General features: G+C 68.6%; 9 protein-coding genes. 2 read left to right on the forward strand and 7 right to left on the reverse strand.

Translation table 11 applies throughout. The annotated features are described in order from the left end of the window. Window positions 1–10 precede the first annotated feature (10 nt). From AAF604_05505 to AAF604_05515, 3 genes are read right to left on the reverse strand one after another with little or no spacing between them, the layout of a single operon-like run. Window positions 11–802: an SDR family NAD(P)-dependent oxidoreductase gene (locus tag AAF604_05505; GenBank protein MEM7049091.1), complete on the reverse strand. Its 792-nt coding sequence runs from the start codon at window positions 800–802 to the stop codon at window positions 11–13. After that, window positions 789–4,535, reverse strand: a complete 3,747-nt coding sequence (locus AAF604_05510; GenBank protein ID MEM7049092.1) for a beta-ketoacyl synthase N-terminal-like domain-containing protein — start codon at window positions 4,533–4,535, stop codon at window positions 789–791. The genes AAF604_05505 and AAF604_05510 overlap by 14 nt, the downstream gene beginning before the upstream one ends. After that, window positions 4,532–12,679 (reverse strand): amino acid adenylation domain-containing protein, encoded by an 8,148-nt coding sequence (locus AAF604_05515; protein ID MEM7049093.1) that lies wholly within the window; start codon window positions 12,677–12,679, stop codon window positions 4,532–4,534. The genes AAF604_05510 and AAF604_05515 overlap by 4 nt, the downstream gene beginning before the upstream one ends. Before the next feature lie 258 nt (window positions 12,680–12,937). Between AAF604_05515 and AAF604_05520 the strand changes: the two genes are divergently transcribed. Beyond that, complete coding sequence (locus AAF604_05520) at window positions 12,938–13,480, forward strand: hypothetical protein (GenBank protein ID MEM7049094.1); 543 nt, start codon at window positions 12,938–12,940, stop codon at window positions 13,478–13,480. A gap of 63 nt (window positions 13,481–13,543) precedes the next feature. Here the strand turns inward: AAF604_05520 and AAF604_05525 are convergent, their stop codons facing one another. Next, complete coding sequence (locus AAF604_05525; protein MEM7049095.1) at window positions 13,544–14,752, reverse strand: hypothetical protein; 1,209 nt, start codon at window positions 14,750–14,752, stop codon at window positions 13,544–13,546. Between the two features lie 346 nt (window positions 14,753–15,098). On the opposite strand from AAF604_05525, the gene AAF604_05530 reads away from it, so the two are divergent. After that, window positions 15,099–15,695, forward strand: coding sequence for a hypothetical protein (locus tag AAF604_05530; GenBank protein MEM7049096.1), 597 nt, complete (start codon window positions 15,099–15,101; stop codon window positions 15,693–15,695). Between the two features lie 50 nt (window positions 15,696–15,745). On the opposite strand, the gene AAF604_05535 is transcribed toward AAF604_05530, so the two are convergent. The 3 genes from AAF604_05535 to AAF604_05545 are packed head-to-tail and all read right to left on the reverse strand — an operon-like array spanning window position 15,746 to window position 19,364. Then, window positions 15,746–16,537, reverse strand: coding sequence for an ECF transporter S component (locus AAF604_05535; GenBank protein MEM7049097.1), 792 nt, complete (start codon window positions 16,535–16,537; stop codon window positions 15,746–15,748). Beyond that, on the reverse strand, window positions 16,534–18,210 hold the full coding sequence (locus AAF604_05540; protein ID MEM7049098.1) for an ATP-binding cassette domain-containing protein: 1,677 nt from the start codon (window positions 18,208–18,210) through the stop codon (window positions 16,534–16,536). The genes AAF604_05535 and AAF604_05540 overlap by 4 nt, the downstream gene beginning before the upstream one ends. Beyond that, entirely contained in the window at window positions 18,207–19,364 is a 1,158-nt protein-coding gene (locus tag AAF604_05545) for an energy-coupling factor transporter transmembrane component T (protein ID MEM7049099.1), read from the reverse strand. The genes AAF604_05540 and AAF604_05545 overlap by 4 nt, the downstream gene beginning before the upstream one ends. Window positions 19,365–19,543 lie beyond the last annotated feature (179 nt).

Below are 19,543 nucleotides of genomic sequence, written 5' to 3' on the forward strand. Positions count from 1 at the left end.
TCGGCCGCGCTCAAAAACACTCCCCACCGTTGACGTGGAGGGCTTGGCCGGTGACGTGCTTGGCGGCCGGGGACGCCAGGTAGAGGCAGGCTTCGGCGACATCCTCACTGGTGCCGACGGCGCGCACCGGCAGCTCCTCGGCGATCTCCCGATAGCGCTCGCGATAGCCGGGATAGTGGTTCTCGTCGCGCGTCGTGTCGATCACCCCGGGCACCACCGTATTGACGGTCACTCCAAAGGGCCCGAACTCGAGGGCCAGCGCTTTGCTCAGGCCGTGCAGCGCCGCCTTGCAGGCGACGTTGTGGGCTCGGTTGGTAGCACCGAGCCAGCCATCGTGACCCGACATGTGGAGAATCCGGCCCCATCCCCGCGCCTTCATCCCGGGCAAGAGATTACGCGCCAGGAAGAACGCCGACGACAGGTTGGTGCGCAGAACGCGATCCCAGTCTTCGAGGGAGATGTCGAGAAATCCCTGCTTGGGGCGAAGCCCAACGTTCGAGACCAGGATGTCGATGCCCTCGAAGCGCTCCGCGGCGCGCGCCACCAGGGCTTCGACCTGATCGTGGCGACTGACGTCGGCGAGCACCGGATAGGCCTGCGCGCCGAGGGCCCGCACCTCCTCGGCGACGGCATCGATCGCCGCCCGATCGCGGTGCCCGTTGATGATGACGTTGGCGCCCGCGACGGCGAAGCGCAGGGCCACCGCCCGGCCGATGTTTCGACCGGAGCCGGTCACCAGAGCCGTCCGGCCCGCCAGGGCACCGTTTCCCGGACGGTCGGTTGCGAGGTCACTGCCAGCCATGATTTCTCATTTCCTTTTCGAGCTCCTGGGCGAAGCCTGCGACATGAGGCGGATCGATCATCGTTTCGTGAGCGCCGGGAACCACCCTGAGCTCCAGGCCACCGCCGGCGAGCTCCTGCCAGAGGGCCTCCGGGGCCTCCGGCTGGTGACCCGACCGCACCGCCGCCTTGTAGAAGTGGACGCGGCCGTCGTAGCGCCCTGGATCGTAGGTGCGCAACGCCACCAGGTTGCGCTCGAAAACTTCGACGTAGCGCCGCGCATCGTCGTGATGGGCGGGGTCCGGGAAGAGCTCCCGCAAGCGGCCGAAGCGCAGAGCTCGGGCGAGTTGCTCTGCGGGCTCGAGCCCGTAGAGCTGGGAGGCCCGCAGCCCGCTCGCGGGGCCGGCGAGGTAGGCGAGGATTTCCGAGCGGGACTCCAAGTCCTCGGAGAGCTGCCCCGGGCTCGGCGTATCGAGCAATGCGACGAAGGCCACCTCCCGGCCATCGCCCTCGAGGCGGCGGGCCATCTCGAAAGCCACCGCCCCACCGAAGGAAAGGCCAATCAGGTAGAGCGCCCCCTGGTCAGGCGACTCCGCCATCGCTTGCAGGTAGAGATCCGCCATCTCCGAGACGCTGGCGAGGGGCTTTTGTCCGTTGTCGAGACCGCGCGCCTTGACCCCCACCAGGCCGCCCGCGCCGCCGAGGTGTTGCGCCAAGTCGCGATAGCACAGCACGTTGCCCCCGGCCGGATGAATACAGTAGAGGGTGCGCGCCGCCTCACCGGGCCGTAGCGGAACCAGATAGCGGCCGTTGCCAACAGGTGCGGCGGACTCCAGGCTGGCGGCCAGCTTCCGGACCGTCGGATGCTGCACCAGCACCTCCGGGGAGACGCTGCGACCGAGGTCCTGACTCAACACCGCCGTCAGGCGGAGAGCCATCAACGAATCTCCTCCCAGGTCGAAGAAGCTCTCGTCGAGGCCGATCTGCTCGAAGCCGAGAATCGTGCGAAAGGCCCGACGCACCGCGGGCCCATGGCGGGGCAGGGCGAGCTCTTCGTCGGCCTCGACCGCCTCGGCGTCGCGGGATCCGACGTCGAGCACCGCCGGCTCGGACGCCCGCGGCGAGACCTCGACCCAGTAGCGCTGCCGCTCGAGCGGGCTGGCGGGCAAGGGCACGCGCCGTCGATTACCTTTCTGACGCTGCGCCCAATCGACTTCGACACCGCAAGCCCACAGGCCGGCGAGAGCGGTCTGCAAGAGCGTCTCCGGCGTCTCGGTGCCGTGCCGATGGCGGCCGCAGGAGAGGACGACCGCATCGTCGTCCTCGCCACAGCTCAACCGCGCCAACGAGGCCAGGGCGCGCGTCGGACCGACTTCGAGGAGCACCGGCGCCGGCTGCTGCAACAGGGTTCGGATGGCGGCGGCAAACTGCACCGTGTGGCGAAGCTGATCCACCCAAAAAGACGGCTCGGTGGCCTGCTCCGGCGTCATCCAGGTACCGGTCAGGGAGGTCACCAAGGGTAGGCGAGGCGCCAACAGAGTCGCCTTCGAGACCGCCTCGCCGAATTCCTCCAGGACCGGCGCCAGGAGATGCGAATGGGCCGGCACGGCGGTCGCCAAGAAGCGGGTTTGGATCCCTCGCCGTCGTAACCGCTCGTCGGCCCGTCCTACCGCTTCGGTGGTGCCGCTGACGACGCAAGCCTGGGGCGCGTTGATCGCCGCCAAGGACAGCGCCTCGTCCATCAACGGCTCGGTCTCCTCGGCGCTCGCCGCCACCGCGAGCATCGCTCCCGGCGGCAGCTTGGCGAACAGCTCGGCTCGCTTGTGCACCAGCCGCAGGGCGTCTTCGAGGCTGAAGACTCCCGCTCGGTAGGCCGCCGCATACTCGCCCAGGCTGTAGCCGAGCATCGCGGCGGGCTCGACTCCGGCGGCCTCGAGGGTCGCCGCCAGGGCGACCTGATAGGTGAACATCGCCACCATCCCCGGATGGGGCTCGAGGAGCGGATCGGGATCCGCGGTTTGTCTGGCCCAGAGCTGCTCGACGGCACCGCCGAGGCCGATCCCGGCCGCCGCCCGCGCACAGTCATCGGCCATCGCCCGGAACACCGGCTCCCCGCCATAGAAGGCGATCGCCGAAGGCCGGCAGTCGACACCGAACCCCGAGAACAAGAAGGAGGCCGAGCGGCGTTCCGAGACCACTCCGGAAGCCGCGGCAGAGGCCAGCGACAGCTCCGAGACATCGGAGCAGACATAGGCCAGTCGGCGAGAAAAGTGCCGCCGGCCAACCTGCAGAGTGAAGGCGGCGTCGGCCAGCGAGGGCACCTCCGGCAGCGCCTCGGCGACCTGGCGAGCGTAGCCCTCGGCGGCGGCCTCGGAGCGACCCGAGAAGAGCAATACGCTCGGCCTCGGCGGGGCTTCGTCGGGCACAGCCTCCTCCTGCGGTGGCACGAACTGCTCCACCACCACGTGGGCGTTGGTGCCACCGATACCGAAGGAGCTGACCCCCGCACGCCGCGGCCGATCGGCCGGCCATCGCTCCACCTCGCGATTGACGCGGAAGGCGGTGCGGTCGAGGCCGAGGAAGCGGTGGGGGCTCTGGAAGTGCAGCGTCGGCGGCACCAGACCATGGCGCACGACCTGCGCTGCCTTGATCAACCCGGCGACCCCGGCGGCGGCGTCGAGATGGCCGAGGTTCGACTTCAGGGAACCCAGCAGGCAGCTGCCATCGGCGGCGCTGCCGAAGACCTCGTTGAGGGCGGTCAGCTCGATCGCATCGCCGAGGGGCGTGCCGGTGCCGTGGGCTTCCACGAACCCCACGTCCGAGGCGTCGAGACCGGCCATTTCGAGAGCCGTCTCGATGGCCTCGGCCTGGCCCTCGGCACTCGGCGCCGAGAATCCCGCCTTGTCCTTACCGTCGTTGTTGAGGCCGTAGCCGCGAATCACCGCCCGGATCGAGTCGCCATCGGCGAGCGCATCTTCGAGGCGCTTGAGCACCACCAGGGCGACCCCACTGCCCACCGAAGTGCCGGTGGCGTCGGCATCGAAGGCCCGGCAACGGCCGTCCCGCGACAACACGCCGCCGGTCTGGTAGAGGTAGCCGCGGGTCTGAGGCAGGCGCAGAGAAGCCCCGCCCGCGAGGGCGAGGTCGCAGTGTCCGGCGAGCAGGTGATCGCAGGCGATGCAGACGGCGACCAAGGAGGTCGAGCAGGCCGTCTGCACGCTCAGAGCCGGGCCTCGCAGGTCGAGCTTGAAGGCGATGCGGGTGGCCGCGAAGTCTTTCTCACAGGCGTGCATCAGGGCCTGGAAGTCGAGCCCCGGCAGCACGGCGTTGTGCAGCATGGCGGCGTAGTGGCTGGTGCCGGTGCCGGCGAAGACCCCGGTACGCGCGCCATCGCGGTCGCAGGATCCCCCATAGCCGGCATCGTCGAGGGCCTGGTAGGCACCTTCGAGCAGCAGCCGCTGCTGGGGATCGAGGATCGCCGCTTCGGAAGGGGTGTAGCCGAAGAGGTCGGCATCGAACTCGTCGACCGTGGCGAGCTGCCCCGCCGCGCGCACGTAGTCCGGGTTGTCGAGCAGGGCGCGGTCGACTCCCGCCGCCAGCAGATCTTCCTCGGCCAGGTCGCTGATCGCATCGACCCCATGCAGCAGGTTCTGCCACAGGGCCGCGACGGAGTCGGCCGCCGGGAACCGGCCCGCCATGCCAATGATCGCCACCGCCTCGTGGGTCGCGCTGTCGATGGTCGAGTTCAGGCTCATCGGGCGGATTCCCTCCTCGATCGGCGGACCCGGCGGCGACTGGGCCGGGGCGTTCGGAATCGCCTGCCGCGCCGCGCCGACCGCGCCGCATCCCCGGCGCTGCCCAAGTGGGCGGCGATCTGGTTCACGGTGGTGTACTTCATGAGATCCACCAGCGAGATCTCATGATCGAGCTCGCTCTGGATCAGCGACTGCACCCGAGCCAAGTCCAGGGAGGTCCCGCCGAGCTCGAAGAAGGGCTCGTCGAGCTCGACCCGAGAGACCTGGAGAACTTTCTGCCAGATCCCGGCGACGGCACGCTCGGTGGCACTGTGCTCGCTCCTCGAGGTCGGGCGCTGGCGTTGCGGCGCCGGCAGGCCATCGCGGTCGACCTTGCCGTTGGCGGTCATCGGCAGCTCGGTGAGCAAGACCACCGCCGCCGGCACCATGTAGGCCGGCAACTTCTGCTCGGCGAGCTCTCGCAGCCAGCTGCCGTCCCCCTGCTCCGTGCCCTCGGGCACCACCCAGGCGACCAGCTGCTCGCTCCGGCCGAGGCGCACCAGACCACAAACGCAGTCCCGCACCCGGGGACTGGCATTGAGCACCGCCTCGACCTCACCGAGCTCGATGCGGATACCCCGAACGTTGATCTGGGCATCGCCGCGGCCGACGAAGTCGAGCCTGCCGTCGCTCCGTCGCCGAACCAGATCACCGCTGCGATAGCAGCGTTCTCCAACCGCCTCGGGGGTGACGAAGGAGCCGTCCGTGAGATCCCGTTGGCCGCGGTAGCCGCGACCGACACCGACGCCACCGATCCACAGCTCGCCGATCACCCCGAAGGGCAGCTCGCGGCCATCGCGTCCCAACACGTGGACCTGCAGATTGTCGATCGGGGCGCCAATTGGCGGCGGCCCGTCAGCGCCCGCCGGCGGCACCTCGGCGGCCGTCGCGACCACCGTGCACTCGGCCGGCCCGTAGTGATTGATCAGGCGGAACGGCAGGCCGCCCGGCGGCCTCGATCCGAGCCGATCGCCACCGGTCAGGAGGGCTCGCAGCGCCGTCTCTTCGGGCCAGGCCTGGCGTACGGCCGCCTCCGCCAGGGGCGTGGGCATGAACGACACCGTCACCCGCCGATCGGCCAGCCAGCGAACCAGCCGCGGCACGTCGAGCCGCAAGTCGTCGTCGACGATGTCGAGGGTCGCCCCCGACGCCAGGGTCGGCCAAACCTCCCAGACCGAGGCGTCGAACCCCGGATTGGCCAGCAAGGTGGTGCGATCCGTCGCCTCCAGGCGATAGGCCCGCCGATGCCAGCTCACCAGATTGCGCAGGCCGGCTCGCGTCACCTCGGCGAGCTTCGGGCGGCCGCTGGTGCCGGAGGTGGCGACGACATAGGCCAGACCGTCCGCTGCCGTCGGCGGCAGCTTTGGTGAGGCCCCCGACGTCGTCGCATCGGGGCTGAGGCGAGCAACTCCTAGCTCACCGGAGAGCTTCACGGCCAGGTCGTCACGGCAGATCAATGCCTTCGCCCCGGCTCCTTCGAGGGCCATCGCCAAGCGCGCCGGCGGTTGATCCGGGTCGAGCGCCATCCAGGCGGCCCCGGCCTTCGCCACCGCCAGCAGGGACCAGACATAGGCCAGCGAGCGCGGCAGGACGACTCCGACCACCGCTCCCGGAGCGACTGCGCGGGAGCCGAGGGCCTGCGCCAGCCGATGGGCGCGCTCTTCGAGCTCACCGTAGGTCAGCGAGTCGCGACCGTGGACCACCGCCAGGGCGTCGGGCTGATCCGCCGCCAGGCGCGCAATGCGCTCGCTCAAGGGCTCGCCGTCGACCTGCTGCGCGGTGTCGTTGAGGGTCACGATCCGCTGCCCTTCCTCCTCGGTCAGCAACTCGATCTCCGAGAGACGATGCACCTCCTGGGTGCCGAAACAGCCCAGCGCCAGGGCGAAGTGTCGGCTCATGCGCTCGACGGTGTCGGCGTCGTAGAGATCGGCGTCGTACTCCAGTCGACCGTGCAAGCCGTCCGCCGTCTCTTCGAACAGGAACGCCAGCTCGAACTTGGCGTGCCGCGCGGCGACCGGCAGCACCTCGGCATCGAAGGCGGCGAGGGGCTGGCGCTCGCCCTGCAGAGAGACGACGACGTCCAAGGGCACTCCCGCGTCGCTCCCGCTTCCTTCCCGCAGCTCCTGCACGACCTCGTCGAAGGGCAGCTCCTGATGATCGAGCGCCTCGACGATCCCGGCTCGAGCCGCCTCGAGCACCCTGCCGAGGGTCGGATCGCCGGAGAGATCGCTGCGGATCAAGAGCGTGTTGGCGAGCATCCCGACGGTCTGGTCGAGGCCTGCTGCCCCGCGCCCAGAGGTCACCACCCCGACCGCCACGTCGTGACTGTCGGCCCAGCGCGAGAGCACTAGCTGAGCGGCCGCGACCAGCCCCATGAAGAGCGTTGCCCGATGGCGCCCGAAGACCTCACGAGCGGCCTCCTCGACGGCGCCGTCGATGCGGATCGGCACCGTCGACGCACGACCGCGGGTCGTGCCCACGGCACGGCTGCGCCGCGGCAGCCGCAACCGTTCGAGCCCTTCCAACCGCCGGCGCCAGTAGCGTTTCTCGTGCTCCAGATCACCGTTCTCGAGCCGCTGACGCTGCCAGGCGACGTAGCCTTCGTGGTTCACCGAAATCGCCGGAAGCTCGACTCGCTCGCCGCTCGTCAGGGCGCGATAGAGGATCGACAGCTCACGATTCAGAATCTCGAGGGACTCGCCGTCGGCGGCGATGTGGTGGATTGTCCACTGCAGGACGTGAACCTCGTCCCCGAGCCGCAGCAGAACCGCTCGAAAGGGCAGGTCCCGCGACAGGTCGAAGGGCGCCAGTCGGTCGCTGTCGAGCACGTCGCCCTGATCCGGCCCGAGAAGTCGCAGAACCTTTTCGGGGGCCGGCAGCAGGTGAGCTCTCAGGTCGTCATCGACGAAGGAGAAGCAGCTCCTCAGGCTGGAATGGCGCGCCACCAAGCGATCGCAGGCGGACGACAGGGCGCGGAGGTCGAGCCGCCCACGAAGCCGCTGGCGCTGGACGATGTGGTAGGCGGAAGTGTCGGCCGCTGTCTGGCACTCGAACCACAATCTGCGCTGAGCCGAGGACGCCAACCCAGCGCCTTGCTCTTGGTACCCAGGCCCGCCCAGGGAAAGCGGCCGCGGCGCGCCGGCGGCATCCACCCGGTGCGCGAAGGCGCCGAGGGTCGAGGCGCTGAACAGACTAGACGGCGGCAGCTCGACCCCGAGCTCTGCCCGGACGCGGGTCACCACCGCCCCGACGAGCAGCGAGTGGCCGCCGAGGGCGAAAAAGTCATCGCCCCTGGTCACTTGCTCCGGTGGCAGCTCGAGCACCGCCGCCCAGATATCGCGGACGATCCGCTGCGTCTCCGTGAGCGGCTGTCGCGGCGCCGGCTCTAGCTCTGGCGCGGCGGAGGCGAGCGCTTCAAGCTCGCGATAGGCGATCTTGCCGTGATTGGCGACCGGCAGCGCCTCGAGCACCTCCACCGCCGCCGGCACCATGGCAGCCGGCAGCGCCTCCTGAGCCCGCGAGCGCACCGCGTCGGCGGCCAGGCGAGAGGAGTCCCCCGCGACGAACGCCACCAGGCGACGATGCACCCCGGAACCGACCAGGACCACGGCGGCGCCCGACACCCCCGGCTGAGCCGCCAGGTTGGCCTCGATGTCCGCCAGCTCGATGCGATGCCCGCGCAGCTTCACTTGCCGGTCGAGGCGCCCGAGAATTTCGAGATTGCCATCGGGCAGGAAGCGCGCCCGGTCGCCGGTGCGGTAGAGGCGCCCCCCGGGCTGCTGTCCCCAGGGATCGGGCACGAAGCGCGCCGCCGTCGCCGCCGGCTGATTCGAATAGCCGTCGGCCAGCCGCGGACCGGCGATCGCCAGCTCGCCGACGAAGCCCGGCGGGCACCGGCGTCCGCGGCGATCGAGTACCTCGACGCGGCTGCCGAGCAAGGGACGCCCCACCGGAACCCCGTGGTTGGCGAGCCGAGGAGCCTGCCCAGCGTCGAGCTTCCAGGCGGTCGCCGTGACCGTCGCTTCGGTCGGTCCATAGGCATTGATCAGCGCGACCCGCTTCCCCACCGACTCCGACCAACGCTGCAGATCGTCGGCGCTGCAGATCTCCGTGCCGATGATCACGCGGCGCAACGCGGGAAGCGTGGCGAGGTCGGGAGCGCTGTCCAACCACAGGCTCCAGACCGCCGTCGACAGGCTGGCGACGGTGACCCGCTGCGCGGCCATGAAGCGGCTCATCGTCGTGCCCAACAGCGCCTGATCCGGCGGCAACACCACCACCGTGGCGCCGGCGGCCAAGCCGCCCAGGACCTCTTCGAGGGCGAGGTCCGAGGACACCTGGGCCGAAGAGAGGACCCGATCCCCCGCCTCCACCCCGTAGGCGAGCAGCGCCGCGTCGAGATGGGTCGCCAGGGCGGCGTGGGAAACGACCACCCCCTTGGGACGTCCGGAGGTGCCGGAGGTGAAGACGACGTAGGCGGGGTCGTGAGGCGCGACGTCAGCCCTCGGCACCGGCGCCCCCTCCCTGGCGATCTGGCGCGACGGACTGACCACGGCGCCCCCCGCGAGAGCCGGCGATGCAGCATCGGAAAGCTCCGCCAGGCAGCAACGGATCGCCGCATCTTCGAGGATCTGAGCGATTCGGTCGTCGGGCGCCCGCGGGTCCAGCGGAACGGCGACCGCTCCGAGATGGAAGACGGCCAGCAGGCCGGTCACCTGCAGGGTTCCCGCAGGCAGCAGCAGGCCGATCCGATCTCCCGGCTGAACGCCCCGGCGAGCCAGGGCCCCGGCCACCGCCTGCCAATGGCGCTCCAGGGTCGCGTAGTCCACCTCGCCGGCATCATCGACGACGGCGGTGGCGAGACCGCGGTGCGCCACGATGCGTTCGAGGACCAAAGTCGAGGACTCCGCTCCGGTCTGCGCCGGTCGTGACCAACTCTCCAGCCGCCGGCGCTCCGAGGACGTCAGGATCTCGAGCCGTGAAGCCGACCGCTGCGGCTGGCGAAGGACCTGCTGGAGGAGCTCGACGAGGTGTCCGGGCACCGCCTTCGCCGCGCTCTCGGGAACCAGGCGGCCGTCGTACTCGAGATCGAGAACCAGCTCGTCGCCGCGCCGGAGGAAGTTGAAGCTCATCGCCAGGTTGGTGTCCCGGCGGGTGCGCTGGATGGGTGCGACCTCGACCCCGGGGAGGAACAGGCGGATGCCCTCCTCGCGCAGGTCGACAAGGACATCGAAGAGCGGATTGCGACCAGCCCGCCGCTCCGGCCGCAGCAACCGCACGACCTCGTCGAAGGGCACTGCCCCGTGCTCCAGGGCACCGAGGAGTGCCGCCCGAGTGCGTCGCAAGCAGGTCGAGAAATCGGGGTCGTCGGAGAGATCGAGGCGCAGCACGACGGTGTTGACCCAAAGCCCGACCAGGCGCTGACTGTCGCCATCGGTGCGATTGGTGAAGGCGCCGCCGACGGCGACGTCCTCAGCCTGGGTGACGATCGACAGCAGCACCTGCACCGCGGTGACGAGGGCCGTGTAGAGGCTGGCTTCATCTCGGCGACAGAGCTCGACCAGGTCGTCGGTCAAGGGCTGCGGAAAGCGGCAGTGCACCGCCATCCGACGATCGAGCCCTGCGCCGACCTCGCCGGCAACCGGCAGCGGCAAGGGCAAGGGCTCGAGGTCGGCGAGGCAATTCCGCCAGTGGTCGCTCCAGCCTCGCGGCAAGGCATCGATCATGCCCTCGTGGAGCGCCACGAGCCGTTGGTAGGCCTCTACCGAGGGGGCCGTCGTCGGCGCGGCGGGCGGCTCGGTGTAGAGCTCGGAAAGCTCGGCGATCAAGAGGTCGAGGGACCAAGCGTCGACGACCAGGTGATGGAAGGACAGCACCAGGGCCCGCTCGCCCGGCGAATCGAGGAGCAAGGCGCGACACAGCGGGCCAGCGAGGAGATCGAAGGGGCGATTCGCCCACTGCTCGACACAATCGCTCAGGTCTGAATCGGTCTGCTGCCGCTCGAGACGCCATGAAGGTGTCTCCGCCAGCGTGATCCATGGCGTTTCGGCTTCGACGACGATCCGAGCCCGCAGCGCCGGGTGACGTGCCGAAAGCTCCTGCAGCGCGCCTTCGAGGCGACCCGAGTCGACCTCACCGGCGAGGCGCCAAGCCCGCCAGACGTTGTACTGGGAGCTCGTCGGATCGGCCTGCCAGAGGAAGTACATTCGCCGCTGCGCCGGAGTCAGAGCGAAGGCCGCGGCAGGCTTGCCGGATTCATCCTCGACCGTGGCCCCATCCACCGTTTCACCGGCAGGCGAGGCATCGCCGACCGCGACCTCAGCAGCCTGCGCGAGCACCTCGTCCAAGGGGCGCGCTCCGAGAAGAGCCAGCAGGTCGACCGCGAGGCCGAGGGACGCGCTCAGCGCCGAGACCAGGCGGATGGCCTGCAGCGAGGAGCCTCCCAGGGCGGTGAAGCTGTGGCCGTTCTTTCCTTCCACGAAGTGCGGTCCGAGCACTCTCGACAGGACCCGGTCGAGAGGGTCGAGCTCGCCCTCCGGGTCGCCAGTGGCCTCGACCATCGCCGGCCGATAGCGCATCAGGGTTCGGCGATCGACCTTGCCGTTGGGCAGCCGCGGCAAGGCATCGAGAGCCTCGATCCGCTCCGGAATCATCGCCGGCGTAAGCAACCTCCCAAGGTGCCGCCGCAGCGTCGCGGCCTCGATCCCCCGACCGCCGTCGCGGGGTACCGCAAAGGCCACCAGCCGGGCCTCGCCGGCATCGTCATCCTGCGCCACCACCGCCGCCTCGGCGACGGCCGGGTCGGAGGCCAGCGCGGCCTCGATCTCTCCGGGCTCGATCCGAACCCCTGCCACCTTGATCTGAAAATCGGCCCGCCCGAGGAGCTCGACCTCGCCGTCGGCGTTCCAGCGGGCGAGGTCACCGGTGCGGTACATCCGTTCGGCGACACCGCCGCCGAGGTCGGCAACGATGAAGCTGGCCGCCGTCTTCTCCGCGTCGTTCAGATAGCCCCGCGCCAACCCTTTGCCGCCCAAGAAGAGCTCACCGCTGGCACCGGCAGTCACCGGCTGTAGGTCGTCGTCGAGAATCCGACAGAAGGTGCCGTCGATGGGTCGCCCGGTGGGCACCACCTCGGGAACATCCTCACCGGGCAGGAAGCGGTGACAGATGACCGCCGTCATCTCGCTCGAGCCATAGCGATGAACCAGCGTCACCTCGGGCAGCAGGGTGCGCAGCTCGCGAATCAAACCGGGCGGTGAAGGCTCGCCACCGATCTCGATCACGCGCAGGGACTCGAGGGCGCGCAGGCGGTCCGCGTGGTACTCGAGGATCAGGCGGAGCAGCGTCGGGATGACCCCGAGATGGGTCACGCCGCGTTGCGCGGCGCCCTCCAGAAGGCGCGCCGGGTCGCGGCCGTCGGCGCCTGGCAGCCAGGCCGTGATCCCCGCCGTGAGCGGCCCGAAGAGCTCCCAGTTCGAGATCACGAAGCTCGGCGAAGCCCGCACGCAGGCCACGTCGTCGGGCAGAAATCCCACCGTCCTCTGGAACCACTCGAGGCGGTTGAGAACCCCTTCATGGGTGCCACAGACACCTTTCGGAAGCCCCGAAGAGCCCGATGTGTAAACCACGAAGGCGCGATCATGGGCGCTGCGCTCCGGATAGAAACGGCGCAGGCTCGGAGCCCGCTGGAAGTCCGACTCGACCTCGAAACACCGACCCGCGAAGGGCCGGAGCTCGCCGCCGTAAGACCGCCGGGTGATCAGCACCGACGCCGCCGAGTCGTCCAGCATGTGCTGCTGGCGCTGGGCTGGATAGTCTGGATCGACGCACAGGAAAGTCATCCCGGCCTTGAGGACTCCCAGAACCACTGCCACGTGGTCGATCGACGGCTCGAGGACGACGGCGACGATCGGCCTGCCGACGAGCTCCAGATCGAGGAGCGAGTCGGCGACGACTCGTGCCCGCAGGTCGAGCTCGCCGTAGCTACAGACCTGGTCGCCACAGCAGAGGGCGATCCGGTCGGGCTCCAGCGCAGCCCAATCGGCGATCACCCCGTGAATGGTCTCGTGGTCACTCTCGGCAAAGGGCTGTTCGTTCAGAATCATTGTGCGCTCTCAGGCCAGTTCACTCAGTGGTGAGCGCCGGGCGCGTTGTATTTCAGCCCTCCCGTGAGCGAGAACACCAACCCCTCAGGAAACACTCGCGACAGTGATTTCGCAGCGACTCTCAGCAGTGGACCACCAGCGTCTGCCAGATCGCGCGCGAGGAACGAAGCCAAACAGCCCGCCCACTTCGCCGGGAAACATCCCCCTCGTCGACGCCGTAGGTCGCAAACGGACGGAGACTGAGATGGGGGACCCCTGATGGATCGATCGCAAGCCAAGTTGGCGGCCAGGTTTCATGGCCTTCTGTTCGTCGTCGGGCTCGCCACTTTCGTGGTCCACGAGCTCGCCCACTGGATCACCGGCGTCGCCCTGGGCTACGACATGGTGGCAACCCTCAATTCCGTCTGGTCCACCGAAACGGTGGCCCCATCGGACCAACTGCTGGTGACGGCCTCCGGCCCGCTGTTGACCATCCTCCAGGGCGTCATCGGCTATCGACTGGTCGCCAACCGAGGCTCACGATTCGGCTTCGCGCTGCTCTACATGGCCTTCTTCATGCGGCTGGTGGCCGCCGGCATCAGCACCTTCAATCCCAACGACGAAGCCCGGCTCAGCCTCGAGCTCGGCCTCGGGACCTGGACCCTTCCCCTGCTCGTCGTCGGCTTCCTGCTCGCGCTCACCGTCGTCGCCAGCCGCCGGCTGGAGCTGGGCTTCCGCGACCTCCTGTTCTGCTTCGTCACCGCATCCCTCGCCGTGAGCACGATCGTCGGGGCCGACATGCTGATCTGGGACAAGAGCTGAACCCGGAGAATCGAGGTCCGCTCGACAGGGCGCGGTAGAAAACTCAGCCGGCGCCCGAGGGCGTCACGCCTCAGGCGGACCGACGAAACCGATTTCCTCGACCTCGCTCCAAGGCACATATTCGGGCTGCTCCGAGCCCACCGCGAAGACCAGAACCCCGAGGTTCTGCTCGCCGAGGTCTCCAGCCGCCTCGAGCTCGAGGACTTCGCCACTGACAAGGGTGACCCTGGCAAAGCGAGAGCCGCCCACCCCGCGCCCCGCCGGCACGAGGCTCGCGAGGCGACCGAACGGAATCGAATAGCTCACTCCTTCGAAGGGAGCATCGAGGGTCTCGAGGGTCTCGCTCTCGTCGAGGTCGAAGACCAACCGCCCGCCAAGGCTCTGGCCGTCCAGGGTCTCGACGATCCCCTCGAGGGATCTTCCCGGCGGAAAGTCAGCGTAGGTCGGAGTCTCGCCCTGGCTGGTGAAATCGACCCGCTCGAAGGCGCCCCAGGAGACCAAAACCCGGCCGTAGCGCGAATCGTCGACGTAGAGTCCGCGGTTGCCTTCTCCGGTTTCGCGGCTGCCGGCAAGCTCGATCTCGCGGCCATCGAGCAAGGTCACCCACGAGCTTTCGGGCGAGTGGCGTGCGATCGAACGGATGGTGCCGAAGCGCAGCCCGATCCTGCCGTCCGGACCCTCCCCTTCGAGCTCGTCGCGACCCAGGCTGTCTTGCCGGTTCCACTGCAGCAGGCCGCTGAAAACCCCCTGGGAGGTGCGTACCGAGCCGTGCAAAAAGCCTCCTTCGATGGCCCCCGGATCAGGAGCCGGCAGAAGCTCGATGGTGCGAATCCGCCGGCTGCCAAGATCCACCATGCCTCGAGCCCGGTCCCACACCCGGACTCCATCGTCGAGGTCGTTGGCTTCATGGCGATCGAGCTCGACCACGCGACCGCCTTTGAGGGTCACCCGCACCGTTGCGACGCCCGCTTCGAGGTGGGCGATCTCCCCGAAACGCACCATGAAAAGGCGCTCGAGGTCGACCGGCCGCGGACGGCGATCGATCTCCATGCCGAAGATCTCGAGCGGCGGGCGCGGGCGAGCCAGCGCCTCGGCCGGCGCCAGCGCAGCCCATCGGTTGTCAGTCTTCACGCCGTTGAAGGTGTGTCCCCAGAGAGCCTCCTCATCACCACCCCAGCGCAGTCGGCCCTCGTAGGTCAGGCCTTCAAGCGTGGTGACGCGACCGTAGAGGAAGCCCTCGTGCACAGCCTCCGGCGCGGCGCTAGAAGTCATCGTCGATCCGGCTGGCGCGGGGCCCGCGGCCGAATCGAGCCGCCAGGTGCGAATCGCGAAGGCAAGCCCGAGGATGAACAAGGCCAAAGCCAGCCAAGACAGAAAAGCCCGCTTGCTCATGCTCACATCCTCTCGACAAGATCCTGGTTGCGATGGTTCTGGAAGACGCAGCAGAACAGCTTCAGGTTGCCGCGGTGGCGGAGAAATACGGCAACAACGTGGCAAGCTCTAGGGGAATGATCCTCGACTTGCACAACAATCGACCCGGGATGTCGACAATAATAAAGTACAATATTCCAACCCATCGAAATCAGAAGTTCTGCTCTTTTGCCCTTGGAGGGAGATCATGAACAAGTGGATCGGAATTGCGGCACTCGTGCTCATCGTCCTGGCGATCGGCTACATCGCCTCGCGTCCGGGCCCCGACGAAACCGTCGACCCGACGCCCGCTCCGGCACCGGTGGAACCAACCGAAGACGGCGGTTCTGAAACCCCTGCTGCAGGCAGCGCCGACGCCAGTTGTCCGACTCCCACCAACAGCGGCTCCGGCGCGAATCGCGCCGGCCTCTTGGTGACTTTCGGCGACGGCACCAGCCAGAGCGTCTGTGTCTCCTTCGACGAACCAACGATCAGCGGCTACCAACTGCTCGAGGACTCCGGTCTTCAGATCGTCACCAAAGATTTCGGCGGCAGCCTCGGTCAGGCGCTGTGCAAAGTCACTGGAAGCTCGACCAGTAACGGCTGTCCCAGCGACGACTGCTTCTGCCACAGCCCGCCGAACTCCTGGGTGTTTTTCGTCACCGACCAGACAAGCTGGCAGGAGTCCTCGACCGGCATCTCGAGCACCAACGTCAAAGACGGCGGTGCCCAGGCGCAGCTCTGGGGCAACAACACTCAGTCGCCGCCGTTGTGCTTCTTCAAAGATATTTGCCTCGATAGCTGAACGGCAGTGCGAGCCCGACTCTTCTCGACGGAGCTGGTGAGAAGGTCGGGCTAGCCCGACTCGAGCTCGAAGCGAAAACGCTTTTGGAAGCGGGTCAGGAGCTCCATCAGGGGTTCCGTGAGGACAAACAGCAGGATGGCGTTCGCCAACGCCCGGCCGGCATCCCACCAGATCGACGTCGCGAGGTAGAAAGCGGCGTAGCGAATCGCCGTCTGCACAACGGCGAGGCCCGGTTCGTAGTGCAGGCTGGGGTCGGCCGGCTGGAGGAAGGGCCAGAACCACAGATTGATCATCGCGCCGAACAACAGTCCGGCGACCGCGCCCCAGGCTGTCAGCAGCCACTTGGCGCGCGGCGGCGACAGGCGTGGCAGCCAGCCCGAGATCATCCCGCACCAGCCGGCAGCGAACATCTGGAAGGGCAGCCAAGGCCCGACGCCGCCGGTGAGCAGGGCGGAAGTGAGCATGGCGAGGGCCGCCAGCAGGAAGCCGAACTCGGCACCGAAGACATAGCCGCAGACAATCGGCAGGATGAAAAAGGCGCTCGAGCCCATCGGCCCGGACACCAGCCGCAGGCAAGCCGTAATCCCCACCAGCACACCGAGGACCGACACCAGGCGGGCGTCGACCCGCCGGGTCTCGAGGTTGGCGACCAAAACCAGGAGGCAGAGGGCCAGCAGGGTCACGAAGATCAGCGGCGCGTCGGCCGAGTGGGCCATCGCCCGCGGACCGCCGGCCCCCTCCGGCGGACCTCCACCGGCCATCGGATGGAGAAAGGCCCAAACTCCGAGCAGGCTCGCCGCCAGCAGAATGACCGCCGACAAGAGGTCCCCCCGGCGCTTCACGAGCTGCCCCCTGGCGGCCGATCGCCGCGGCGCTGCAGCACATCCTCCAAGGTGTGAAGATCCGGTTCCCCGAAGAGCCGGTTGATGCGGGTGCTGAAAACCGGCGAGCCGTGCAGCATGGTGCGGGTCGGCCCCTCGGCGACCAGGCGGCCGCCTCCGAGCAGGGCGACGCGGTCGGCGCATTCGGCCACCAGCTCGACATCGTGGGTCGCCATCACGACGGTGACGCCCCGCCGGCACAGGTGACGCAGGGCGGCCGCCAAGCGGTGCTTGATCTCGACGTCCAGACCACGGGTCGGCTCGTCGAGGAGCAGGATCGAGGGATCGCCGGCGAAGGCCGTCGCCAAGGCCAGTCGCTGGCGTTCGCCGGTGCTCGACTCGCGCGGATGACGGTCTCCGAAGTCGCTCAATCGCAAGGTGTCGAGCCACTCGACCATCGCCTGCCGGGCCGCGTCGTCGGTGCGTCCTCGCTGCCGCAGGCTCCACTCGACCTCGGCGTCGACGCTGTCGCGGAAGAGCAGGCGCGAGGGGTTCTGCGGCACGAATCCAACCTCCTGGGAAACCACATGGAGCGGCGTTTTCAGGGGATCCAGGCTGGACTCCGCGGTCGGCCGCAGCCGAATCCGACCGCGGTCCGGCCGAATCAGCCCGACCAACGCCCGCAGCAGGGTCGATTTGCCGGCACCATTGCGTCCCAGGAGAGCGGTCAGGGAGCCTCGCGGTGCTTCGAGATCGAGGCCCTTGAGACCTTCGACTCCACCGGGATAAGTCCACCACAAGCCCTGCGCCTCGATCGCCGGAGGCTCGCTGGCCGGCTCTTTCCCGCCGGCGGCCGGCGACTCCGGATCGACGGTCGAGGAGAGTCGCTGGCGCAATCGCCGCAGCTCCGGCCGACGCCTCGTCTCCTTGAGGGTCAGGGTCGGACTCGGCCAGCCGAGGGCGTGAGCCAGCTGCACCAGGGGAGGCGCCAAGGGAGAGCCGGCCAGAGCTTCTCCCGGCGGCCCGAGGGCGGCGACCTTGCCGTCCTCGAGCAACAACACCCGGTCGGCGTGCTGGGCCACCCGTTCGAGACGGTGTTCGGCCAGGATCAGCGTCAGTCCGAGATCGTCGTTGAGGGCACGCAAGGCCGCCAAGACCTCGGACGCCGACTGCGGATCGAGCTGCGAGGTGGGCTCGTCGAGCACCAGAATCCGGGGCTGTAAGGTCAGCACGCCGGCGATCGCCACCCGCTGGCGCTCGCCGCCGGAAAGGGTGTCGATCTCGCGCTGGCGGAGGTGGGCGATCGCCAGCTGGTCGAGCACCTCCTCCACCCGCCGGCGCATGGTCGCGAGGTCGAGGCCGTGGTTCTCCATCGCGAAGGCGAGCTCGTCCTCGACCACCTGGGTGACGAAATGGGCCTCGGGATTCTGGTGCACGAAGCCCACCAGGTTGCTCATGCCGCGCGGACCGACCGCGATCGGATCGCGCCCCGCCACCTCGACCTCGCCCGCGATCTTGCCGCCGTGGAAGTGCGGAACGAGACCGTTCAAGGTGCGCAGCAAAGAGCTCTTGCCGCTACCCGACGGCCCGGTCACCACAACCAGCTCGCTCTCCTCGATGCGCAGATCGACGCCTTCGATCACCGGCTGCTCGGCGCCGGGATAGCGATAGGTCAAGGCGCGCAGCTCGATCACGACGCACCCTCGGCAGAAGGCTCGGCCGGGTGGAACGCCAAGGGGCCGAGGATCGCGAGCAGGGGCAGCAAGAGGTGCATCTCCGCCGCGGGCATGGTGAGGCGCGGAAAGACCAGGTAGACGAAGGGCGTGCGATCCTGGAAGTAAAAGAACAGAAACGCCACCGCTGCCGTGATGGAAAGGGCGGTCAAGGCGCTATCGCGCAGGCGCCAGAGCTCTCGCCGATAGCGGTGGCGGCGACTGCGGCCGCCCACCAGGCGCAAGGCGCCGAGGATCGACAAGCCCCCGAGCAGCACCGCCGCCTTTGGCCAGGCAGCCGCCAGCGAGAAGGGCGCCTCCGCCTCCTGGCGGCCCCAGAGGTCTCCGCCGACGGCGCCGACCCCGATCAGCAGCAGACCGACGGCGATCAGCCAGCGCGGTCGGCGCTGCTCGCGCCGCTCGAGAGCGGGTCCGCTGTAGCCGCGGGCTTCCATCGACTCGGCCAACCCCATCGCCCGCTCGAGGGCCTCGCCTAGGAGGATCAGAATCAGCGGCAGGAAGTCGCGCAGCCGGCGCAGTCGGTGCCCCCGCAGGGCCAGCGCCTCGCGAATGTCGCGCTGTGCCGCCACCAGCTGCGGCATGAAGGTGACGGCGATGGTCACCACCGTCGTCGCTTGATCGAGCCACCGCGGCAGACCGCGCAGCATCTGGGACTGATCGGCGAGCGCATTGAAGGTCGCCAGGGCGTAGATGACCAGCAGCATGGCACCGGCTCTCAGCAGCCCGAAGACCAGACTTTCGAGGGTCAAGGCGCCGCCGACCTGAAAGAGAACGGCGTCGTTCTCGCCCATCACCCGCCAGGCCGGCAGCTCGACGAGGACCGTCTCCCCGGCCCCTCCGAGCAAGGCGTTGAAAACCAGTGTGAAGAGCACGAAGAAGAGCGCGAAATGGGCGAAGGAGCCCCAGGCCGCGGCGACGCGAGAGCGTTGAGCTACGCCCCGCTGGGTATACCCGACCAACAGCAGAGCGACCCCTAGATAGATTGGATTCGAGGTCAACAGGCTGGGCAAGATGGCCATCACCAGCCAGGCACAGAGAGCCAGGGTGTGAAACGGCGCGCGAACGCCGAACCCAAGAGCCGCGGACGGCCGCAGCACCGGCGCCTCGGAGCCCAAGTCCACCTCGTGTCGAGGTCGGGGGCTGGCCAACTGCGCGGGGACCGGAGGCGGCAGGATCAGAGGACTCCCATCGACGAGCTACTGATTGGTGAATCAGCCCAAGTTCTTGCGAAGGCGCGACTAACTCGCCGTATTATCGCCTGTTCCGCTCCCACGGCAAGGTCTCGCCATGGGAC

This window comes from Acidobacteriota bacterium (assembly GCA_039028635.1).
Lineage (GTDB): Bacteria > Acidobacteriota > Thermoanaerobaculia > Multivoradales > JBCCEF01 > JBCCEF01.

Excerpts from the sequence above, each read along its gene's own strand:
- AAF604_05505 (MEM7049091.1), bottom strand. The coding sequence starts at position 802 with ATGGCTGGCAGTGACCTCGCAACCGACCGTCCGGGAAACGGTGCCCTG.
- AAF604_05515 (MEM7049093.1), bottom strand. The coding sequence starts at position 12,679 with ATGATTCTGAACGAACAGCCCTTTGCCGAGAGTGACCACGAGACCATT.
- AAF604_05525 (MEM7049095.1), bottom strand. The coding sequence starts at position 14,752 with ATGACTTCTAGCGCCGCGCCGGAGGCTGTGCACGAGGGCTTCCTCTAC.
- AAF604_05520 (MEM7049094.1), top strand. The coding sequence starts at position 12,938 with ATGGATCGATCGCAAGCCAAGTTGGCGGCCAGGTTTCATGGCCTTCTG.
- AAF604_05530 (MEM7049096.1), top strand. The coding sequence starts at position 15,099 with ATGAACAAGTGGATCGGAATTGCGGCACTCGTGCTCATCGTCCTGGCG.
- AAF604_05510 (MEM7049092.1), bottom strand. The coding sequence starts at position 4,535 with ATGAGCCTGAACTCGACCATCGACAGCGCGACCCACGAGGCGGTGGCG.